Raw genomic sequence first — 19883 nt, forward strand, 5'->3', positions numbered from 1 at the left:
AGCAGATGTCCGTGAAACTCTCTTCTTCCATACTCGCCAAGCTTCCGCCCAAGATCGCCGGCCCGAAATACGATCGCGCCGCGCTCAAGGCCGGCATCGTGCATTTCGGCGTCGGCAATTTCCATCGCTCGCATCAGGCCGTCTATCTCGACGACCTCTTCAATTCGGGCGTCGGCCACGACTGGGCCATCGTTGGCGCCGGCGTCTTCGAGGGCGAGAAGGTCGGCCGCGGCAAGCTGCAGGAACAGGACTGGCTGACCACCGTGGTCGAGCAGGACAGCGGCCATATGAGCGCGCGCGTCACCGGCGTTATGATCGATTTCCTGATGCCGGGCGAAGCGACCGCAATCGTCGAGCGGCTTGCCGATCCGGCGATCAAGATCGTTTCCCTGACCATCACCGAGGGCGGCTATTTTATCGATCCGGCTTCTGGCGTGTTCAATCCGACGCATCCCGACATCGTTGCCGACGCTGAGCCGGGGGCGACGCCGAAGACCGTCTTCGGCCTCATCCTCGCTGGGCTGCTGCGCCGCCGCGCCGATGGCATCGTGCCCTTCACCATCATGTCCTGCGACAACATCCCCCACAACGGCCACGTCACTTCCGATGGCGTTATCGGCCTGGCGCGGCTGATCGACGAGGATCTGGCAAATTGGGTGAACGAAAACGTGGCCTTTCCCAATGGCATGGTCGACCGCATCACCCCGGCCACCACCGATCGCGAGCGCGGCATTCTCTCCAGCGAGTTCGGTCTCGACGACAATTGGCCGGTGTTTTGCGAGCCGTTCAAGCAATGGGTGCTGGAGGACCGTTTCACCGATGGAAGGCCGCCGCTGGAACAGGTCGGCGTGCAGTTCGTCAGCGATGTCGCGCCCTATGAGCTGATGAAGATCCGCATCCTCAATGGCGGCCATGCGACCATCGCCTATCCGGCCGGGCTGATGGACATCCATTTCGTCCATGAGGCGATGCAGGAGCCGCTGGTACGCGGCTTCCTCGACAAGCTCGAGCATGACGAAATCATCCCGACCGTGCCGCCGGTTCCGGACACCGACCTCGAAGATTACTACCAGCTCATCGAGCACCGCTTCTCCAATCCGAAGATCGGCGACACCATACGCCGGCTTTGCCTCGACGGCTCTAACCGCCAGCCGAAATTCATCATTCCGACCATCGCTGACCGGCTGAAGGCTGGCAAAAGTGTCACCGGCCTGGCGCTGGAATCTGCGCTCTGGTGTCGCTACTGCTTCGGCACCACGGATTCCGGTGCCGTCACCGAGCCCAACGACCCGAACTGGGGCCGGTTGCAGGGGACGGCCAAGGCGGCCAGGGACATGCCTGCCGCCTGGCTTGCCATGGAGGACATCTATGGCGATGTCGGCCGCTCGCCGCCGTTCGCCGAAGCCTTCGCCCATGCGCTCAAATCGCTGTGGGCGGACGGCGCGCGCGCGACACTGACGCGCTATCTCGCCGGCGACCTCTGAAGCCGATCCAGCGCGATGACGCCTGAACTGGTCATTTTCGACTGTGACGGCGTGCTGGTGGATAGCGAGATGCTGTCCGTCTCGGCATTGCTGGAGATGATCGCGCTTGCCGGCGGCAACGTCAGCGAGGACGTTGCCTACGAGCACTTCCTCGGCAAGAGCATGAAGAGCGTCCGCGAAATCCTCGCAAGCGACTTCGGGCTCGATCTCACCGACCAGCATCTGACCGAGATGCGCTCCGAACTGATGCGCAAGTTTCGCCAGGAGCTGAAACCGATGCCAGGCATGGCACAGGTCCTGCCGAAGCTCGGCGTGCCGTGCTGCGTCGCCTCCTCCGGCACGCTGGAGCGGATCCGCTATGCGCTCAAGGTTACGGGGTTGCTTGGGCTGCTGGAGCCGCATTTGTTCAGCGCTGCCATGGTGGCGCGGGGCAAACCGGCGCCCGATCTTTTTCTCCATGCGGCTGCTAAAATGGGAGCGGACCCGCGAAACTGCCTCGTCGTCGAGGACAGCCCGGCCGGCATCCAAGCGGCGCGGCTGGCAGGCATGCGCGTCCTTGCCTTCACCGGGGGCTCGCACACCGGCAACCCGGCACTGAAAGCGCGGCTTGCGTCGAGTGAGCCGGACTTTATATTCGCTGACATGCTGCAATTGCCCGATCTGATTGCAGGCCTGGGAGCGAGAGCAAGAACACCTTGACCAACAGTTTCGTTTGCGCGGTCGATGTCGGCACCGGAAGCGCCCGTGCCGGCATTCTCGACACCGGTGGCGCCTTGCTCGGCCGCGCCGAGCACCCGATCGCCATGCAACAGCCGAAAGCCGACCACGCCGAGCACGATTCGCAGGATATATGGTCGGCGGTGTGCATGGCCGTCCGCGCTGCCCGCGAAAAGGCGCGCGTGAAGGCTGAGGATATCGTCGGCATCTCCTTTGACGCCACCTGCTCGCTGGTGGTGCGAGACCGGCATGGCGGCCAGCTCAGCGTGTCGGTATCAGGCGAAAGACGCTGGGACACCATCGTATGGCTCGATCATCGCGCCATTGCCGAGGCCGACGAATGCACCGAAAGCGGCCATGCCGTGCTCGACTATATCGGCGGCGTCATGTCGCCGGAAATGGAGACGCCGAAGCTGATGTGGCTGAAGCGCAACCTGCCCGGAACATGGAACGAAGCCGGCTACCTATTCGACCTCACCGACTTCCTGACCTGGAAGGCAACCGGCTCGCTCGCCCGTTCACAATGCACGCTGACCGCCAAATGGACCTATCTTGCCCATGAAGCGACCGGCTGGCGGCGCGACTTCTTCGAAGCCGTCGGGCTCGGCGACCTTTTCGAGCACGGCAATCTGCCGGAAAAGGCAAGCCCGGTCGGTGCCGATATCGGTGCGCTTAACGCGCAAGCCGCGGCGGAGCTTGGCCTCACCGAAAAATGCCGGGTCGGTGCAGGCGTCATCGATGCGTATGCCGGCGCGCTTGGCGTGCTCGGAGGCTTCGCCGGCAACGCGAAGGATATCGGCCGCCATCTGGCCCTGATCGCCGGGACGTCGAGTTGCGTCATGGCGATGTCGCCCGATCCGCAGCCTTTCGCCGGTGTCTGGGGTCCTTACTACGGCGCCGCCCTTCCCGGCCTATGGCTGTCGGAAGGCGGCCAGTCGGCCACCGGCGCGCTGCTCGATCACATCATCCGCTGGCATGGCGCCGGCGGCGAGCCGGATGCCGCCATGCATGCCAGGATCGCCCACCGCGTCGCCGAGCTGCGCACCGCCGAGGGCGACAACCTCGCCGCAAAGCTGCACGTGCTGCCCGATTTCCACGGCAACCGCTCGCCGCTCGCCGACCCGCATGCCGTCGGCGTCATCAGCGGGCTGACGCTGGATTCCTCCTTCGACAGCCTGTGCAAGCTCTATTGGCGCACCGCCGTCAGCATCGCGCTTGGCGTCCGCCATGTGCTGGAAGCGCTGAACGAAAACGGCTATCTGATCGATACGCTGCACGTCACCGGCGGCCACACCAAGAACCCGCTGTTGATGGAGCTCTATGCCGACGCCACCGGATGCACGGTGGTCGAGCCGCTGGCGGACGAGGCGGTGCTGCTCGGCACCGGCATGATTGCCGCCACCGCTGCCAGGCTTTTTCCCGATTTGAACGCCGCTTGCGTCGCCATGCAGCAAGGCGGCAGGACGCGCGAGCCCAATCCGGCTGCCGCCGGCCGGTTCGATCGCGACTACCGCGTGTTTCTCGAGATGCATCGGCAAAGGCAGGCGCTGGACGCGATCCGATAGATCGGGATCGGCGGCTATCTCTGGTTCCAGCGCCGGACGACCGGTTCGTCAAGGCCGTGCTCATAACCGATCACGCTTACGCTGGCGGTATCCAGCACGAAAAGCGCGCCGTCTTGCGGTGGCAGGCCGAGCCAGCGTGCGGCTAGCACCCTCAGGAAATGCGAACTTGAGAAGACCAGGACATTGCCGCTGGCCTCGAGCAACTGGCTGACGATCCGGTCCGCCCTCGAGCCTACATCCGTGGCGGACTCGCCGCGCGGGCAGCCGTCGCGAAAGAGCCGCCAACCGGGACGCTCGGCGAGGATTTGCTTGGTGGTCAATCCCTCATAGGCACCATAATCCCACTCCGCCAGATCGTCCTTCTTCACGCCTGACGAGCCGAAGCCGGCCAGCGCACAGGTGTTGAAGGCGCGCTGCGACGGGCTCGACCACACCGCCGAGAAGGATAGACCCTTTAGCCGCTCAGTGACCCGCCTTGCCCCATCCTCGCCGGCCGGCGTCAGCGGTATGTCGGTCCGGCCGGTATGTTTTCCGGACGCACTCCATTCCGTCTCGCCATGCCGAACCAGATAGATTTCGGGAAACGCGCTCATCAGGCTGCCTTTCAAAGGAATCCACCGTGACCATAGCGGCTTCCATGGCCTCTCCAATAGCCTGCATTGAGCCGACTGGCTTAACCCTTCCGCAAGTCAGCCTCTTGCCACCGGTGCCCATTTCATAGACAAACCCGTCGTAATGCGGAATCCGGCCGATCTTGGCCATTTTCCGCGCTGAGACGCGGCTTCCGGCTCTTGCCGACGTGCCGCAATCGGATAGGCGGAAAAAATGTCTGCGATCGAAGCCGACGCTCGCGCGCCGGAAAACCTTTGGCGTCGGGAAATCAGGGCGATGCTGGCGCTCGCCTGGCCGATGGTGCTGACCAATCTCGGTCAGACCGCGATGACCGCTACCGACGTCATGATGATGGGGCGGCTGGGGCCGGACACGCTGGCCAGCGGTGCGCTTGGTGCCAACCTTTACTTCATGCCGCTGATCTTTGGACTTGGCCTGATGCTGGCGACCTCGCCGATGATGGCGACCGAGCTCGGCCGTCGCCGCCACTCGGTGCGCGACCTGCGCCGCACCGTGCGCCAGGGTCTGTGGCTGGCGATCCTCATTTGCATTCCGATCTGGGTCTTTCTCTGGCACGGCGAGGCCGTGTTGCTGGCCATGGGTCAGGAACCGGCACTGGCGCATCAGGCCGGCATCTATCTGCGCTGGCTCGAATGGGCGGTGCTGCCCTTTTTCGGCTACATCGTCCTGCGCTCGTTTATTTCGGCGCTGGAGCGGCCGGGCTGGGCACTGATCATCGTTTTCGTTGCCGTCGCCTGCAACGCCTTTTTCAACTGGCTGTTCATGTTCGGCAATCTCGGCATCCAATCGATGGGCATCGCCGGCTCCGGCCTCGCCACCACGCTGTCCAGCACGTTAATGTTCGCCGGCATGGCGGCGGTGGTGATGCTTGAGAAGAAATTCCGGCGCTATCGTCTGTTCGGACGCTTCTGGCGGGCCGATTGGCCGCGCTTCAAGGGCCTGCTGCGGCTCGGCCTGCCGATCGCCGGCCTGCTGGCGTTTGAGGTGACGATTTTCAACGCGGCGGCCTTTCTCATGGGCCTGATCGATGCGGCTTCGCTTGCCGCCCATGCGATCGCCATCCAGATCGCCTCGATCACCTTCATGGTGCCGCTCGGCCTCAACCAGGCGGTGACGGTGCGCGTCGGACTTGCCCACGGCGCCGGCAATCCGGAAGGTGTCAGCCGGGCCGGCTGGACCGCGTATGTCGTCGGTGTCTCCTTCATGGCGCTGATGGGGCTGGTGATGATCCTGTGGCCGCATCTCTTGATCGGCGCCTTCATCGATCTGGGCAATCCGGCTAATGCCGAGGTGGTGGCGCTTGCCGTGTCGTTCCTCGCCTTTGCCGCGCTGTTCCAGGTTTTTGACGGTGCGCAGGCGGTCGCCAGCGGCATGCTGCGCGGCCTGCACGACACCAAGGTACCGATGATCTATGCCGCGATCGGCTATTGGGGCATCGGCCTGCCGCTCGGCGTGCTGCTCGCCTTCCATTTCGGCTTCAACGGCGTCGGCATCTGGATCGGCCTGTCGTCCGGGCTGGCGGTGGTCGCCGCGCTCCTGCTGGGACGCTGGCTGCGGCGGGACAGGATCGCGCCGCCGCTGGTGTTCGGGCGTTGAATTGCTGGTCGCCCGCTCAGCGGGCCGCCGCCCGCTGCTCGAGCGAACGTGCGTATTGCGTCAGCGGAAAGCACATGACGAAGAAGATCAGCGCTACCAGCCCGTAGACTTTGAACGGTTCGAAGGTCGCATTGTTGATTGCGTTGGATGTCCTCACCAGCTCCTCGAAACCGATGATCGAGGTCAGCGCGGTCGACTTGATCAGCTGCACCAGGAAGCCGACGGTCGGCGCGCGGGTGATCGAAAACGCCTGCGGCAGGATGATCAGCCGGAGTTCCTGCAGATAGTGCAGGCCGAGGCTGGCGCCGGCGTCCCACTGGCCGCGTGGCAATGCATCGACGCCGCCGCGCCAGATCTCGGCGAGATAGGCGCTGGCAAAGAAGGTCAGGCCAAGCACCGCCGCGGTCCACGGCTCGATGCGCAGGCCCAGCATCGGCAAGCCGAAGAACATCAGGAAGAGCTGCATCAGCAGCGGCGTGCCCTGGAAAAGCGCGATGTAGCCGGAGGCAAACCGGCGCGCCCATTTATTCTTGGCGATCCGGAGGAACAGCACGATCATGCCGACCACGGCGCCGCCGACAAAGGCAGCCAACGACAACAGCACCGTCCAGCGCGCCGCCAGCAGCAGGTTGCGCAGAATATCCCAGAAGGTGAATTCGATCATGATACGCCGGCTCCGAGAAGCCGGCGTCCGCCGCCAATCAGCAGACGGCGCAGCCCAATCGACAGGATGAGATAGACCACCGTCACCACGAAATAGGTCTCGAAAGCCCGGAACGTGCGCGCCTGCAGCATGTCGGCCTCGTAGGTCAGCTCGCGCACCGCGATCTGCGACACGACGGCGGATTCCAGCATCATGATGACGATCTGGCTGGTCAGCGCCGGATAGATCACCTTGAGCGCCTGCGGCAGCACGATCTTGATGAAGACCTGGCGCGGCCTGAGCCCAAGCGCCATTGCCGCTTCCGTCTGCCCGGGCGGCACCGCGTCGAGTCCGGCGCCAACGATCTCGATCGTGTACGCCGCCATGTTGAGCGTCATCGCCAGCATGGCTGCCAGCACGGGATCGAGCCTCACGCCGATGCTTGGCAGCCCGAAGAAGATGAAGAACAGCTGCACCAGGAACGGCGTGTTGCGGATCACCTCGACATAGACGCCGATCGCCCGCTTGAGCAGCAGCGGGCCGTTCCGCCGCCCTGCGGCGCCGAGGATGCTGAGCAACGTTCCCGCCAGCGTGGTCACGGCGATCAACAGGATCGTCGTGGCCGCGCCGCGCGCGATCGCCCCTGTCGCCCCGGCAAGCCAGCCGAAGTCGAGGCTATAGGTCACCAGCCGTCAATCCTTGAGATTGGCGGGATCGAGCGGTGTCTTCAGCCAGGCCTTCGAGCTTTCGTCCAGTTTGCCGTCGGCCAGCATCTTGGCAACCGCATCGTTGACCGCTTGCTTGAGGCGGTCTTCCTTCTTGTTGAGGCCGATATGCGATGGCGAGGTGAGAAGCTGGAATTTCTGTTCCGGCTTCAGCGCCTCCTGGCGGGCGAGCACCTGGGCGCCGACATCGTTGCCGACCACCATCAGCTGGGTCTGGCCCGAAATGAAGGCCTGGATGACGGAATTGTAGTTGTCGAAGCGGCGGATGTCGGCCGAGGCGGGTGCTGCCTCGGTCAGCGAGGTGTCCTCCAGCGTGCCGCGATTGACGGCGATCGACTTGTCGGCAAGGTCTTCCTTGCCTTTGACCGCAAGTGCTGCCGGGCCGATGACGGCGATGTAGTAAGGCGCGTAGGCGGCGGCGAAATCGATCACCTGCTCACGCTCCTTGGAATAGCCGACGCTCATCAGCAGGTCGACGCGCTTGTCGGTAAGATATGGGATGCGGTTCTGGCCGGTCACGCTGACCAGATTGAGCTTGACCTTGAGCTGGTCGGCGATGGATTGCGCCACGTCGATGTCGTAGCCCTTGATGCTCATGTCGGCGCTGGCCGAGGAGAAGGGTGGGAAATCGGAAAAGATGCCGACATTGATGGCGCCGGCCTTGGTGATGTCGTCGATAGCGTCGGCATTGGCGGCCTGGGTAGTGAAACCAAAGCCGGTTGCTCCGAGCATCAGCACGGCGGCGATGGATGATTTGAGTTTCATGTGAAGTGTCATTGTCGTTCCCCTGCTGGAAGCTTGTTTGTGTGAGTGTAACCGCCGGCTCCAGCGCGGCGGTCGCCTTTGGGATTTTCTAGTGGACCATGATCGTCTCCGAAAACCGGTTCCCACTTTTCGGGATCATGGTCGAGCGTGTCAGCCCGCCTTGCTGGTGATTGCCGGGCTGAAGACCATCAGGCTGAGGATCTCGAACAGCACCTGCGCGCCGGCATGCGCCGTGTTGGTGGTCGCGTCATATTGCGGCGCCACCTCGACGACGTCGCCGCCGACGATATTGAGGCCCTTCAGGCCGCGCAGCAGCTCGAGCACTTCGCGCGTCGTCAGCCCGCCGACCTCCGGCGTGCCGGTGCCCGGCGCGAAGGCAGGATCGACGCTGTCGATATCGAAGGAGACATAGGTCGGGCCGTCGCCGACTATCCTGCGCGCCTTCTCGATAATGGCGGGAATGCCGAGGCCGGTCACCTCTTCGGCATGCACCACGGTCATGCCGGACTCATAGGTGAACTCCCAAAGGTACTCGGCCGAGCCGCGAATGCCGATCTGGATGGTGCGGCTCGGGTCGAGCACGCCGTCCAGCACCGCGTTGCGGAACGGACCGCCATGGTGGAACTTGGTCATGTCGAACAGGCCGCTGGTGTCGCAATGGGCATCGATATGGATCATGCCCACCGGCGCCTTCTTGCCGACAGCCTTCAGGATCGGGTGGCTGATCGAATGGTCGCCGCCGACAGACAAGGGCAGGACGCCGGCGTCGACGATCTGGTTGGTGCGGCGTTCGATGTCGTCATGGCTGGTCTCCAGCCGGTAGCGGCTCTGGAACGGCACGTCGCCAATGTCGGCGACTTTCAGCTCATGCGTCGGTGCGCATTCCAGCACATGATTGTAGGGGCCGATGCGCTCGATGGCGCGCAGCGCCCTTGGCCCGAAACGGGCGCCCGGCCGGTTGGTGACGCCCAGATCCATCGGCACACCGATCATCGCCACCTGAAGATCGCCGAAATCCGGATTGTCGGCGGCGATTTCACGATAGGGCGCCGCGAGGAAGGTCGGGATGCCGGAATAGGGCGCCAGCCGCGTGCCGGTCTTGGAGAAGATCTTGTCGGCGACACGCTGGAATTTCGGGTCGAACATTTCGCCGCCATGGCTCTCGCCGTATTTGCGGCGCAGCGCTTCGAGCTTGCCGCGGTCATAACCCATGTCGGTCCTCCATGGCTGGTGCAGCGCGGACGGCGGCCTCGATAGCCGCAGCCGTTGGCTGCCTGCAGATTTCACGTCTTGATGCAATGCTTGGGCAAAGTGTCCTGTAGCTGCATTGAAAAATCAATTGATATTGTTAGGGTGTTCGCTGTGAGAAAATCTCACAGAGCTTAGGTTCCAAATGGCCAAGCGTTTGCCACCGCTCAACCCGCTGCGCGCCTTCGAGGCGACGGCGCGCCATGCCTCGCTGACCAAGGCGGCGGCCGAGCTGAACGTCACCCACGGTGCCATCAGCCATCAGATCAAGGCGCTCGAGCAATCGTTGGGCGTCAAGCTGTTCGAGCGTGCCGGCCAGCGGGTGAAGCTGACGCCGCACGGCGCCGAATTGCTGCCGGCGGTGTCGACAGCCTTCGACGGCATTGCCGCCGCCACGCAGCGCATGACACGGCCGGCCAGCACCGGCGCGCTATCGGTATCCTGCGTGCCGGCGCTGCTATTGCTGTGGATGATCCCGCGGCTGGGCAGCTTCACTTCGCAATATCCGGATATCCGGCTGACGCTGATCCCATCCAATGATGCCAAGGACGTCCGCGCACCGCATATCGATGTCTGCGTGCACTATGGTGACGGCAGCTGGACCGATTGCTGGATGCGCAAATGGTCGGGTCTCGAACTGTTCCCGGTGGTCAGCCCGACGCTGATCAACAACCGCCCGATCCGCACCGTCCGCGACCTCGCCGATCACGTCTTCCTGCATGGCGACGACGGCCGCGAATGGCACACCTGGCTGGCCGCCGCCGATGCGCTGGACCTGGAGCGCGGCCGCCGCCACCATCTCGGCGACGCGCGCATGGCGACCGAGGCCGCAGTCCACGGCCATGGCGTGGCGCTCGGCGACACGGTGACGGCAAGCGGACTGCTCGCCAGGGGTCTGCTTGTCGCGCCATTCAGCCTTTCCGTGCCGGCCGTCGACGATTTCTACGTCGTCTGCCGCAACGAGATGCGGTCGGCGCCGATCGTGCAATTGTTCATCGACTGGCTGTTTGCCGAGAAAGAGCAGGCCGATCGCCGCGCCGACGCGCCGGTGGCAGGCCGCATCGGCTTTCGCCGCAAGCGTCCAGCGCTCAAGGTGGTCGGCGCCAAGACCGCATCCTGAGGCCGAAACTGCCGTGGGCGCCGCTTGCCGCAGGGGCTTCTTTTTGTCGGGCCAGCCCGCAAAGCGGGAGGCGCGTTCAAAAATTCGATGCTAAGAGGCATTTGGAGCAATTCCAGGAAAAGTGCGCAGCGGTTTTCCGTCCGGAATTGCGCTAGACAAAAGCTAGAACGAGCAGCGAAGGCGCATTGAGCGATGGCAAAGACCGATATAGCGCGGCGCGTCTACAACCACACCTGGAAGCTCGACCCGATCGTGCGTAGCTTGCTCGACACCGATTTCTACAAGCTTCTGATGCTGCAGATGATCTGGGGCATGTATCCCAAGGTCGACGCCACCTTCTCGCTGATCAACCGTACCACCTCGGTCCGCCTTGCCGAGGAGATCGACGAGACGGAGCTGCGCGAGCAGCTCGACCATGCCCGCACCTTGCGCTTCTCGAAGAAAGAGATGATCTGGCTCGGCGGCAACACCTTCTATGGCCGCAAGCAGATCTTCGAACCGGAATTCCTCGCCTGGCTGGAAAATTTCCGGCTGCCCGAATACGAGCTCTCCAGGCGCGACGGCCAATACGAACTCGCCTTCAGCGGCCCGTGGATGTACACGACGCTGTGGGAGATCCCGGCGCTGGCAATTATCAATGAACTTCGATCTCGCGCGGCCATGCGGGCGTTCGGGCCGTTCGCGCTCGACGTGCTCTATGCCCGCGCCAAGGCCAAGATGTGGGCCAAGACCGAGCGGCTGAAGGCGCTGCCCGGCATCCGCATCTCGGATTTCGGCACCCGCCGCCGTCATTCGTTCCTGTGGCAGCGCTGGTGCGTCGAAGCGTTGAAGGAGGGCATCGGCGAGGCCTTTACCGGCACCTCCAACGTCCTGCTCGCCATGGACAACGACCTCGAAGCGCTCGGCACCAACGCGCATGAGCTGCCGATGGTGTTCGCCGCGCTCACCAATTCGGAAAAGGAATTGAAGCAGTCGCCCTATAAGGTGTTGCAGGACTGGCAGCGCTACTACGGCGGCAATTTGCTGATCGTGCTGCCGGACACCTTCGGCACCGCGGCGTTCCTGCGCGATGCGCCGGACTGGGTCGCCGACTGGACCGGCTTCCGCCCCGACAGCGCGCCGCCGATCGAGGGCGGCGAGAAGATCATTTCCTGGTGGCGCGAAAAGGGCAAGGACCCCAAGCAGAAGCTGCTCATCTTCTCCGACGGGCTTGAGGTCGAGACCATCGAGGAGACCTACCGCCACTTCCGCGGCAAGGTGCGCATGTCCTTCGGCTGGGGCACCAACCTGACCAATGATTTCGAAGGCTGCGCACCGACCGAGACCAACCGGCTCGACGCCATCTCGCTGGTCTGCAAGGTCACCGAGGCCAATGGCAGGCCGGCGGTCAAGCTTTCCGACAATCCGGCCAAGTCGACAGGCGACGAGAAAGAGATCGAGCGCTATCTGCGCATTTTCGGCCAGAAGGACCGCGTGGAGCAGTTGGTGAAGGTGTGAGGTAGGGAACTCTTGCGTAGTATGAGTTCCTTCTCGCCCGCCTCTGTCCTACCGGACATCTCCCCCACGAGGGGGGAGATTGCGCCCTCATTGCTGCTTTCGCCAATCGCTAAAGTTGCAGAAGGAGAGCCGACGGCGGAACCGCCGATCTCCCCCCAAGTGGGGGAGATGTCCGGCAGGACAGAGGGGGGCGCCGCAGAGCGCTGCATTTCTGCAATCAGGCCCTTTCCCGGCCTCGTTGCTTCGGTGGCTCTCCTGTCACCCGCGCCCGCCTTCGCCCATGCCTCCGACCGCGGCTACGTGCTACTGCTTCCCACCGGCTACTACCTCGCCGGTGGCGCGCTCGCCGTCGCCGCCAGTTTCCTTGTCCTGGCGCTACTGCGGCCGGACTCCCTCGACCGCTTCTGGCACAAACGCCTGCCGCTTTTCACCTTCGGCGACGGCGCGCGGACTGCCGTCAGCCTGATATCCTTTGCCGGCTTTGCAATTCTCATTGCCGCCGGCCTGTTCGGTAGCCGCGATCCGCTCTCCAATCCGCTGCCGCTGACCGTATGGACATTGCTCTGGGTTGGGCTGGCTTTGCTGCAAGGGCTCGGCGGCGATCTCTGGTCGTGGCTCAATCCGTGGTACGGGCCTTGCCGCGTCGTCTCGCGCCTGTCCGACAGAACCGAGCCACGGCGGCCGCCCCAGTGGCTCGGCTATTGGCCGGCTTTCGTGCTGTTCTTCGCCTTCGCCTGGTTCGAGCTGATCGACCCGGCGCCCGATGACCCGGCGCGGCTGGCCTGGGCCGCCGGCGTCTACTGGCTGCTAAGCTTCGCGGCCATGCAGGTCTTCGGCTACCGCGGCTGGACCCGCAGCGGTGAGTTCCTGACAGTGTTCTTTTCGATGGTGGCGCGCTTCGCCATTGTCGAACGCAACGAGGACGGCCGGCTCAAACTCTGCTGGCCGGGCGCTAAGCTGCTCGAGGTTGCGCCGCTGTCGCTCAGCGGCGTCGCTTTCCTGCTGCTTGCGCTGTCGTCGGTATCCTTCGACGGCCTGTCGAAAACCTTCTTCTGGCTAGGCCGGTTCGGCATCAATCCGCTGGAGTTTCCGGGACGCACCGCCTTGATCGGCATCGGCAGTTTCGGCCTTGTGCTGACCTTTGTTGTGCTTGCGGCCGTGTTCGCGCTTGCCGTCTTTCTTGGCCAGCACCTTGCCGGCAGCAAGCATTCCCTCGCTCACGCCGCAGGGCTGCTGGTCCGGTCGATCGTGCCGATCGCGCTCGCCTACCACTTCGCGCACTATCTGACGGCGCTGCTGGTCGACGGCCAATATGCGATTGCCGCGCTCTCCGACCCGTTTGCGCTGGGCTGGAACCTGTTCGGTACCGCCGACATGCCAATTGAAGCCGGCGTCGTCGCCGGCGCCGGCTCGGCCTGGTGGCTGTGGAACCTCCAGGCCGGCGTCATCATAGCCGGTCACATGTTTGCAGTGCTTGTCGCCCACGGTTTGGCCGGGCGGCTGCATCCCGTTCCCGCTCGCGCCGCGCTCAGCCAGTTCCCGCTCACCGCGCTGATGATCGCCTACACCGTCTTCGGCTTGTGGCTGCTTGCGACGCCAACCGCCGGGTGAACGAGATGCGCGATGCCCGTCAATCGAACCTTGGGGAAAGCTCGCTTGCCACGTCAGAGCTTTGGTGATTTAGTTTGTACACATGCAATTTTCGGCCCTCTTAGCAAGAGTGGCCCGCCTCGCTACAGCCATTGGTCAAAGCTCAAAAACAAGGGGAACTGCCGTGACTGACAAGAATGGGTTTTTCGATCTCTCCAGATCCGCTCTCACCCGCCGCACGGCGCTGAAGGTCCTTGCCGCCGGCGCCGGTCTTGCCGTCGCGCCGGGCTTCGTGCGCTACAGCCAGGCGCAGAGCTCGGCGCCGATCAAGATCGGCTTCCAGTCGCACCGCACCGGCATCGGCGCCGCCTATGGCCGCTGGTACGAGAAGACCACGGCCGCGGCGGTCAAGGCGATCAACGATGCCGGCGGCATCAACGGCCGGCCGGTCGAGGTGATCATCGAGGATGACGGCACCGATCCCGGCCGGGGCGCCGAAGTGGTCGGCAAATTCGCCTCCCAGCACAAGACCGACATCGTCTACGGCACGCTGTTTTCGCATGTCGTCATCGGCTCGGCGCCGGCCGCCGGCGAGGCCAAGATGCCCTATTTCGTCGTCAGTGAAGGTCACCACGTCGCGTCGACCAAATTGAACCGCTACGTCTTCCAGCCCGGCATCACCGACGTGAAGAGCCAGATCCAGTCGATGGCGCCGTGGATTGCCGCCAATGCCGGCAAGAAGGTGACGCAGATATTCCCCGATTTCGCTTTCGGCTACGATCATCGCGACTACCTGCCGCCGGCGCTGAAGGCGCAAGGCGCCGAGGTCATCGCGCAGATCGCCATCCCGCCGACGGAATCCTCCTTCACCAAATATTTTCCGCAGATCCCGGCCGAGACCGAGGTGATTTACCACGTCATGGTCGGCCCGGCGGTGCTCACCTTCGTCAAGGAACTCGGCGAGTTCTACGGCTCCAACCGGCCGCAATTGTTCGGCTTCATCGATTCGCTCGAAGTCACCGACATCAACAGCCCCGGCCTCGAATTCCTCGACGGCAGCCATTTCTGGGAAGGCTCGCCACGTTATGCGCAGCCCGATGACTCCCCTGCACAGAAGGCCTATCGTGCCGCCGTCGGCATCGACGACAATGGTGCATCTGTCGGCGATCCCAAGGACGTCTCCACCGCCGCGCACATGTTCGGCTGCTGGGAAACGCTCTACGTCGTCAAGAAGGCGATGGAGGATGCCGGCTATAAGGGCCCGGAAGACCGCGCCAAGCTGGTCGAGGCGACCGAGGCGTTGACCGAGTTCGCCGAGGGGCCCGAGCATCCGCAGGGACCGAAAACCTTCAACGGCAAGATCCACCAGTGTTTTGGTATCCAGAACATCTCCAAGGTCGAAGGCGGCCGGCTGAATGTCGTCCACAAGACCAAGATCGAGGACGGCCTCTACGAGCCGGAAGGGGATTACACGACGCAGGCGCTGTGAGCTTGGCTGCTGCAGCAAGCGTGAGCGCCAAGACACCCCCCTCTGGCCAGAGGGGGGTGCTTCGCGCATCCGCCGGTGCTTAGCCGATGCACTTCGGACCCCACCTGCTCCTCGCCGCCCTCGAAGGCCTCGTCACCTCCGCCGTCCTGGCGCTGACGGCGCTTGGCCTGTCGCTGGTGTTCGGCGTCATGCGCGTCGTCAATGTCGCGCATGGCGAGTTCTTCATGCTGGGCGCGGTGCTTGCCTGGGCGATTTCTACGGCGATATCCGGCCATCCGGCGCTCGGCTTCCTGGCCGCCCTGGTGCTGGCGCCGCTGATCGTCGGCTTGATCGCACTGCTCGCCGAACGGCTGGTCCTGCGCCGGCTCAACTACAATCCGGAAGCCACCATCGTCGCCACCATCGGCATGCTCTACATCATCCAGCAATTGGCGCTGACCTTCTACGGCCCGGAGGCGCGGCCTGTGGAGCCGCCGTTCAGCTACCGCATCCTCCTGCCGTGGTTCGGCTATTCCGGCTACAAGCTGTCGATCATCGCCGCATCCGCGCTGCTTCTGGTCGCGACCTGGCTGGTGCTGACGCGCACGAAAATCGGCCTCATCATGCGCGCCACGCAATATGACAGCGAGACGGCGCAGGCCTTTGGCATTCCGGTGACCAGAGTCTATGCCGGCGTCTTCGCGCTCGGCGCCATGTTGGCGGCTGTGGCCGCGGTGCTGATCGTGCCGATCAGCCAGGCCCACTATCTGATGGGACAAGACCCGCTGTTGCTGTCGTTCATCGTCGTCATCATCGGCGGCCTCGGCTCGCTGCGCGGCACGGTCGTCGCCGCGGTGCTGATCGGCCTTTCCGACGGCATCATCTCGGTGTTCTTCTCACCGACGCTGGCCAAGATCATCGCCACCTTGCTCGTCGCCATGGTGCTGGTGTTCCGGCCGCAGGGCCTGTTCGGGACGGCATCGCGATGAAGGATGCTTCGCCGGCAAAGCCATATGCGCTGCACCTCGGCGTCATCGCCCTGCTTTTCGCCCTGAGCTTCGTCTTGCCGGAATACCATCACGGCCTGCTCGCTCGCATCATGGTGCTGGCGGTCTTCGCCATGGGCTACAATCTGCTGTTCGGCTATGTCGGGCTGCTCAGCCTCGGCCATGCCATGTTTTTTTCAGCCGGGCTCTATGGCGCCGGCCTCGCCGTCATTCATCTCGGCTGGAGCGTATCGGCCGCCTTTGCAGCCGGGCTTGCCTGCGGCGCACTTCTCGCGCTGGTGATCGCGCTGCTGGCGCTGCGCACCTCCGGCGTCGCCTTCATGATCGTAACAATGATGTTCGCTCAGGTATTCTATCTCGTCATCCTCTATCTCGCCGCCTGGACCGGCGGCGACCAGGGCATGGTCGTACCGCAGTCGATGCGTGTCCTTGTCCTGGGCAGCACGTCGCTCGACCTCACCAACCCGACCGTGCGCTATATGAGCGCGCTGGCGCTGTTCTCGATCGTGCTGCTTATAAGCCTGGCCATAGTCCGCTCCGGCTATGGCCGCGTGCTGGTCGCCATCCGCGAGAACGAGGAGCGGACAAAAATGCTCGGCTACGATACGTTTTCCAACAAGCTCGCCGCCGTCATCGTCTCCGGCACCATCTGCGCGGGTTCCGGCGCCGCCTATGCGCTGCTGTTCGGCTATGTCGGCTCGAGCTTCGCTTCGGTGCAGTATTCCATCCTGCCGCTGCTCTGGGTGCTGCTGGGCGGTGCTGCCACCACGCTCGGGCCGCTGATCGGCACGCTGTTCATGTACTATGTCATCGACGTCGCTAGCGGCTACACCTCCGCCTATCTGCTGATCGTCGGCATCGCGCTGATCCTGCTGGTTTTGTTTTTCCCAAAAGGCATTCTCGGCAGCATTCGCCAGCGCTGGCTCGGATGGCTGCCATGATGCCGCTTTTGACCACCAAAGACCTGTCGCGCAGTTTCGGCGGCTTGCGCGCCGTCGACGGCGTCGACTTCGCGCTGATGCCGGGCGAGATCCGCGCTGTCATCGGCCCCAACGGTGCCGGCAAGACCACCTTCGTCAGCCTGGTCAGCGGCCGCATCCAGCCCTCGTCGGGCACGATCATCTTCGACGGCGCCGATATCACCAGCCTGCCTGCCTACGCCAGGGTTCGCCTTGGCATCGCCTATACATTCCAGATCACCAGCGTCTTTGCCAATCTCAGCGCCTACGACAATGTTGCCCTGCCGGTGCAGCGCACGCTGACCGACAGCCGCTCGAAGGGCGCGGTTCACACCGGCGTCATGGCGGCGCTCGAGCGCACCGGACTTGCCGACTGGGCGCAAATGCCGGCCGGGCAGTTGTCCTACGGTCACCAGCGCCTGTTGGAAGTGGCGATGGGGCTGGCACTGAAGCCGCGGCTGCTGATCCTCGACGAACCGACGCAAGGGCTGGCCGACAGCGAGATCGACAATTTCATCGAACTGGTGCGCGAGATCGCCGATAGCGCCACCGTGCTTTTGATCGAGCACAACATGCCGGTGGTCATGCAGCTCGCCGACCGCATCACCGTCTTCAACGCCGGCAGGATTTTAGCTGAAGGCACGCCCGAGCAGATCCGCGCCAATGCCGCGGTGCAGGACGCCTATCTGGGGACGACCCATGGCTGAGGCCCAGTCCAGGGCACTGACGATCTCCGGGCTTGATTGCTTCTATGGCGAGGTCCAGGTGCTCTATGGCCTCGATCTCGTCTTGAGCGAGGGCGAGGTGCTCTGCCTGTTCGGCCGCAACGGCGCCGGCAAGACGACGACGCTGAAGGCGATCATGGGCCTGGTGCCGGCAAGCGCCGGCTCGATCCGGCTCGAAGGGCGGGAATTGACCGGCCTGCCGGCGCACGAGGTGCCCAAGGCCGGCGTCGCCTATGTGCCGCAGGGCCGGCGGCTGTTCGCCGAGATGACGGTGGCTGAAAACATCGAGATCGGCCTGATGGCCCGCAACAAGGGCAAGGCGACGCGCGAAAACGTGCTCGATCTCTTCCCGCTGCTGCGCCAGCGCCTTAGGCAGCGTTCTGGCACGCTATCGGGCGGCGAGCAGCAGATGCTGGCCATGGCCCGCGCCCTGTGTCTGGAACCACAGGTGCTCCTACTCGACGAGCCGACCGAAGGGCTGATGCCGTCGATGATCGCCAAGATCCGCGAAACCGTTTCGAAGCTGCGTGCGCTTGGCGTGTCGACAATCCTTGTCGAGCAGCGCGTCGATGCCGTGCTCTCGGTCGCAGACCGCGTTTGCTTCATCGAAAACGGCCGCAACCGCGAGACGGTCGACGTTGAGGAACTGCGTGCTGATCCCTCGGCGGTCCGCCGCTATGTCGGCGTCGGCTGATCAGGCAAAAAACAGCAAGCCGGCGAGCAGGAAAGTCGGGATCAGCACGGCGCCCGACCACGCCATGTAGCCAAAGAAGCTCGGCATCTTGATGCCGCGATGCCTGGCAATGGCATAGACCATGAAATTCGGCGCATTGCCGACATAGGTGTTGGCACCCATGAACACCGCGCCGGCCGAGATGGCCGCCAGCGTCGAGGCGAGCTCGGTCATCAGATGCTGCGCATCGCCGCCGGCCAGCTCGAAGAACACCAGATAGGTCGGCGCATTGTCGAGGAAGGACGACAGCGCCCCGGTCAGCCAGAAATAAGCGAGATTGTCGGGCGCGCCGGTCGGCGAGCTGACCAGCAGCACCAACGGCGCCAGCGCGCCGTCGAGGCCGGCCCGCAATATGGCGACGACCGGCACGATGCAGATGAAGATGCTGGCGAACAGCTTCGCCACCTCGGCAATCGGCCCCCAGCTGAAGGCGTTTGCGCCGCGAAACTCCTTTGGCGAGACGACAAGCGACGTGAAGGCCAGTATCAGGATGGCGGCGTCGCGCACCAGATTCTGCAGCTCGAGGCTGACGCCCTGAAAAGAGAAACTCACTCCCGGCTTCCAGGCAGCGGAAATCAGGATCGCGGCGATCACCCCTGCCAGCAGCGGGATGTTGGCCAGGCCGCGAATGCGCACCTTGCTGTCGGGCGTCGGATCCTTGATCTTCGGCGCGCCTTCCTCCCGGTGATGCATGATGATGTCGATCGCCAGGAAAACCGCCAGCACCACGCCGGCGACGAACAGTGTCTCGGGCAACAGGTGAACTGTCGTCCAGAAGAAATCGACGCCGCGCAGGAAGCCGACGAACAGCGGCGGATCGCCGAGCGGCGTCAGCGACCCGCCGATGTTGGACACCAGGAAGATGAAGAAGATGACGACATGGGCGTTGAAGCGCCGGTTGTCGTTGGCGCGGATGAGCGGCCGGATCAGGATCATCGAGGCGCCGGTTGTGCCGATGATCGAAGCAAGCACAGCGCCGCCCAGCAACAGCCCGGCATTGACCAGCGGCGTGCCGTGGATGTTGCCGGCAACGAAGATGCCGCCCGAAATGGTGAACAGTGCGAACAACAGGATGATGAACGACATGTATTCGGTGAGCAGCGCGTGCAGCACCGCCTGCGTTGCCGACGGGATGCCGAAGGCGAGCGCCAGCGGCCCGATCACCAACGCTGCCCAGAAAGCGGCAATCTTGCCGTAATGGTGCTCCCAGGCATGACGGAAGAGCAACGGCCCGGTCGCGATGCAAAGCAATAGCCCGGCAAACGGCAGCACCCACCACAGCGACATGGCGGCGCCCGGCAATTCGTGCGCTTCGGCCGCGAGAACCGCTCCCGGAGAAAAGATTGCGGCAATCAGTGCAGCACTTGCCGTCAACGCCGCAAACCGCATGGAGCCCCTCAAAAGTCTG

General features: G+C 63.9%; 18 protein-coding genes. 12 read left to right on the forward strand and 6 right to left on the reverse strand.

What is annotated here, in order from left to right:
* Positions 1-5 precede the first annotated feature (5 nt).
* The 3 genes from NKH71_RS19665 to NKH71_RS19675 are packed head-to-tail and all read left to right on the forward strand — an operon-like array spanning position 6 to position 3766.
* Positions 6-1484: a mannitol dehydrogenase family protein gene (locus NKH71_RS19665; RefSeq protein ID WP_352484351.1), complete on the forward strand. Its 1479-nt coding sequence runs from the start codon at positions 6-8 to the stop codon at positions 1482-1484.
* A gap of 15 nt (positions 1485-1499) precedes the next feature.
* Complete coding sequence (locus NKH71_RS19670) at positions 1500-2183, forward strand: HAD family hydrolase (RefSeq protein ID WP_352895283.1); 684 nt, start codon at positions 1500-1502, stop codon at positions 2181-2183.
* Complete coding sequence (locus tag NKH71_RS19675; RefSeq protein WP_352548063.1) at positions 2180-3766, forward strand: FGGY-family carbohydrate kinase; 1587 nt, start codon at positions 2180-2182, stop codon at positions 3764-3766. The genes NKH71_RS19670 and NKH71_RS19675 overlap by 4 nt, the downstream gene beginning before the upstream one ends.
* Before the next feature lie 14 nt (positions 3767-3780).
* On the opposite strand, the gene NKH71_RS19680 is transcribed toward NKH71_RS19675, so the two are convergent.
* Positions 3781-4362, reverse strand: a complete 582-nt coding sequence (locus NKH71_RS19680; RefSeq protein WP_352548107.1) for a histidine phosphatase family protein — start codon at positions 4360-4362, stop codon at positions 3781-3783.
* Positions 4363-4591: 229 nt separating this feature from the next.
* On the opposite strand from NKH71_RS19680, the gene NKH71_RS19685 reads away from it, so the two are divergent.
* Positions 4592-5995 (forward strand): MATE family efflux transporter, encoded by a 1404-nt coding sequence (locus NKH71_RS19685; RefSeq protein ID WP_352484348.1) that lies wholly within the window; start codon positions 4592-4594, stop codon positions 5993-5995.
* A 16-nt stretch (positions 5996-6011) separates the two neighbouring features.
* Here NKH71_RS19685 and NKH71_RS19690 read toward each other — a convergent pair whose 3' ends face one another.
* The 4 genes from NKH71_RS19690 to speB form a co-directional block, all read right to left on the reverse strand.
* Positions 6012-6659, reverse strand: a complete 648-nt coding sequence (locus NKH71_RS19690) for an amino acid ABC transporter permease (RefSeq protein ID WP_352484347.1) — start codon at positions 6657-6659, stop codon at positions 6012-6014.
* Positions 6656-7324 (reverse strand): amino acid ABC transporter permease, encoded by a 669-nt coding sequence (locus NKH71_RS19695; protein WP_023722519.1) that lies wholly within the window; start codon positions 7322-7324, stop codon positions 6656-6658. The genes NKH71_RS19690 and NKH71_RS19695 overlap by 4 nt, the downstream gene beginning before the upstream one ends.
* A gap of 6 nt (positions 7325-7330) precedes the next feature.
* Positions 7331-8140: a transporter substrate-binding domain-containing protein gene (locus NKH71_RS19700; RefSeq protein WP_352484346.1), complete on the reverse strand. Its 810-nt coding sequence runs from the start codon at positions 8138-8140 to the stop codon at positions 7331-7333.
* A 138-nt stretch (positions 8141-8278) separates the two neighbouring features.
* On the reverse strand, positions 8279-9340 hold the full coding sequence (speB, locus tag NKH71_RS19705; protein ID WP_352484345.1) for an agmatinase: 1062 nt from the start codon (positions 9338-9340) through the stop codon (positions 8279-8281).
* Positions 9341-9521: 181 nt separating this feature from the next.
* Here speB and gcvA point away from each other — a divergent pair, with 181 nt between their 5' ends.
* The 8 genes from gcvA (at position 9522) to NKH71_RS19745 (ending at position 18436) form a co-directional block, all read left to right on the forward strand.
* On the forward strand, positions 9522-10496 hold the full coding sequence (gene gcvA, locus NKH71_RS19710; RefSeq protein WP_023722516.1) for a transcriptional regulator GcvA: 975 nt from the start codon (positions 9522-9524) through the stop codon (positions 10494-10496).
* 192 nt (positions 10497-10688) lie between these two features.
* Positions 10689-11993, forward strand: a complete 1305-nt coding sequence (gene pncB, locus NKH71_RS19715; RefSeq protein ID WP_352484344.1) for a nicotinate phosphoribosyltransferase — start codon at positions 10689-10691, stop codon at positions 11991-11993.
* 168 nt (positions 11994-12161) lie between these two features.
* The gene (locus NKH71_RS19720) at positions 12162-13604 is read left to right on the forward strand and encodes a hypothetical protein (protein ID WP_352484343.1); all 1443 of its coding nucleotides are present in this window, start codon (positions 12162-12164) and stop codon (positions 13602-13604) included.
* A gap of 163 nt (positions 13605-13767) precedes the next feature.
* Positions 13768-15072 carry an ABC transporter substrate-binding protein gene (locus NKH71_RS19725; protein WP_352895284.1) on the forward strand — a complete coding sequence of 435 codons (1305 nt, stop codon included), beginning with the start codon at positions 13768-13770 and terminating at the stop codon, positions 15070-15072.
* An 86-nt stretch (positions 15073-15158) separates the two neighbouring features.
* Positions 15159-16040, forward strand: coding sequence for a branched-chain amino acid ABC transporter permease (locus NKH71_RS19730; protein WP_023718163.1), 882 nt, complete (start codon positions 15159-15161; stop codon positions 16038-16040).
* Entirely contained in the window at positions 16037-16999 is a 963-nt protein-coding gene (locus NKH71_RS19735; protein WP_023718164.1) for a branched-chain amino acid ABC transporter permease, read from the forward strand. Before NKH71_RS19730 ends, NKH71_RS19735 begins: the two co-directional genes overlap by 4 nt.
* Positions 16996-17724, forward strand: a complete 729-nt coding sequence (locus NKH71_RS19740) for an ABC transporter ATP-binding protein (RefSeq protein ID WP_023718165.1) — start codon at positions 16996-16998, stop codon at positions 17722-17724. The genes NKH71_RS19735 and NKH71_RS19740 overlap by 4 nt, the downstream gene beginning before the upstream one ends.
* Entirely contained in the window at positions 17717-18436 is a 720-nt protein-coding gene (locus tag NKH71_RS19745; protein WP_352484342.1) for an ABC transporter ATP-binding protein, read from the forward strand. Before NKH71_RS19740 ends, NKH71_RS19745 begins: the two co-directional genes overlap by 8 nt.
* Here NKH71_RS19745 and NKH71_RS19750 read toward each other — a convergent pair whose 3' ends face one another.
* Positions 18437-19864 carry a sodium:proton antiporter gene (locus NKH71_RS19750; RefSeq protein WP_023718167.1) on the reverse strand — a complete coding sequence of 476 codons (1428 nt, stop codon included), beginning with the start codon at positions 19862-19864 and terminating at the stop codon, positions 18437-18439.
* Positions 19865-19883: the final 19 nt, after the last annotated feature.

Origin of the sequence: Mesorhizobium sp. M0983, assembly GCF_040318975.1 — a bacterium.
Classification (GTDB): domain Bacteria; phylum Pseudomonadota; class Alphaproteobacteria; order Rhizobiales; family Rhizobiaceae; genus Mesorhizobium.

What these genes read in the sequence shown, in the direction of transcription:
- NKH71_RS19750 (WP_023718167.1), bottom strand. Translation starts at nt 19,864, where the DNA reads ATGCGGTTTGCGGCGTTGACGGCAAGTGCTGCACTGATTGCCGCAATC.
- gcvA (WP_023722516.1), top strand. Translation starts at nt 9,522, where the DNA reads ATGGCCAAGCGTTTGCCACCGCTCAACCCGCTGCGCGCCTTCGAGGCG.
- NKH71_RS19685 (WP_352484348.1), top strand. Translation starts at nt 4,592, where the DNA reads ATGTCTGCGATCGAAGCCGACGCTCGCGCGCCGGAAAACCTTTGGCGT.
- speB (WP_352484345.1), bottom strand. Translation starts at nt 9,340, where the DNA reads ATGGGTTATGACCGCGGCAAGCTCGAAGCGCTGCGCCGCAAATACGGC.
- pncB (WP_352484344.1), top strand. Translation starts at nt 10,689, where the DNA reads ATGGCAAAGACCGATATAGCGCGGCGCGTCTACAACCACACCTGGAAG.
- NKH71_RS19735 (WP_023718164.1), top strand. Translation starts at nt 16,037, where the DNA reads ATGAAGGATGCTTCGCCGGCAAAGCCATATGCGCTGCACCTCGGCGTC.
- NKH71_RS19730 (WP_023718163.1), top strand. Translation starts at nt 15,159, where the DNA reads ATGCACTTCGGACCCCACCTGCTCCTCGCCGCCCTCGAAGGCCTCGTC.
- NKH71_RS19665 (WP_352484351.1), top strand. Translation starts at nt 6, where the DNA reads ATGTCCGTGAAACTCTCTTCTTCCATACTCGCCAAGCTTCCGCCCAAG.
- NKH71_RS19700 (WP_352484346.1), bottom strand. Translation starts at nt 8,140, where the DNA reads ATGACACTTCACATGAAACTCAAATCATCCATCGCCGCCGTGCTGATG.
- NKH71_RS19745 (WP_352484342.1), top strand. Translation starts at nt 17,717, where the DNA reads ATGGCTGAGGCCCAGTCCAGGGCACTGACGATCTCCGGGCTTGATTGC.
- NKH71_RS19670 (WP_352895283.1), top strand. Translation starts at nt 1,500, where the DNA reads ATGACGCCTGAACTGGTCATTTTCGACTGTGACGGCGTGCTGGTGGAT.
- NKH71_RS19740 (WP_023718165.1), top strand. Translation starts at nt 16,996, where the DNA reads ATGATGCCGCTTTTGACCACCAAAGACCTGTCGCGCAGTTTCGGCGGC.
- NKH71_RS19690 (WP_352484347.1), bottom strand. Translation starts at nt 6,659, where the DNA reads ATGATCGAATTCACCTTCTGGGATATTCTGCGCAACCTGCTGCTGGCG.
- NKH71_RS19720 (WP_352484343.1), top strand. Translation starts at nt 12,162, where the DNA reads ATGTCCGGCAGGACAGAGGGGGGCGCCGCAGAGCGCTGCATTTCTGCA.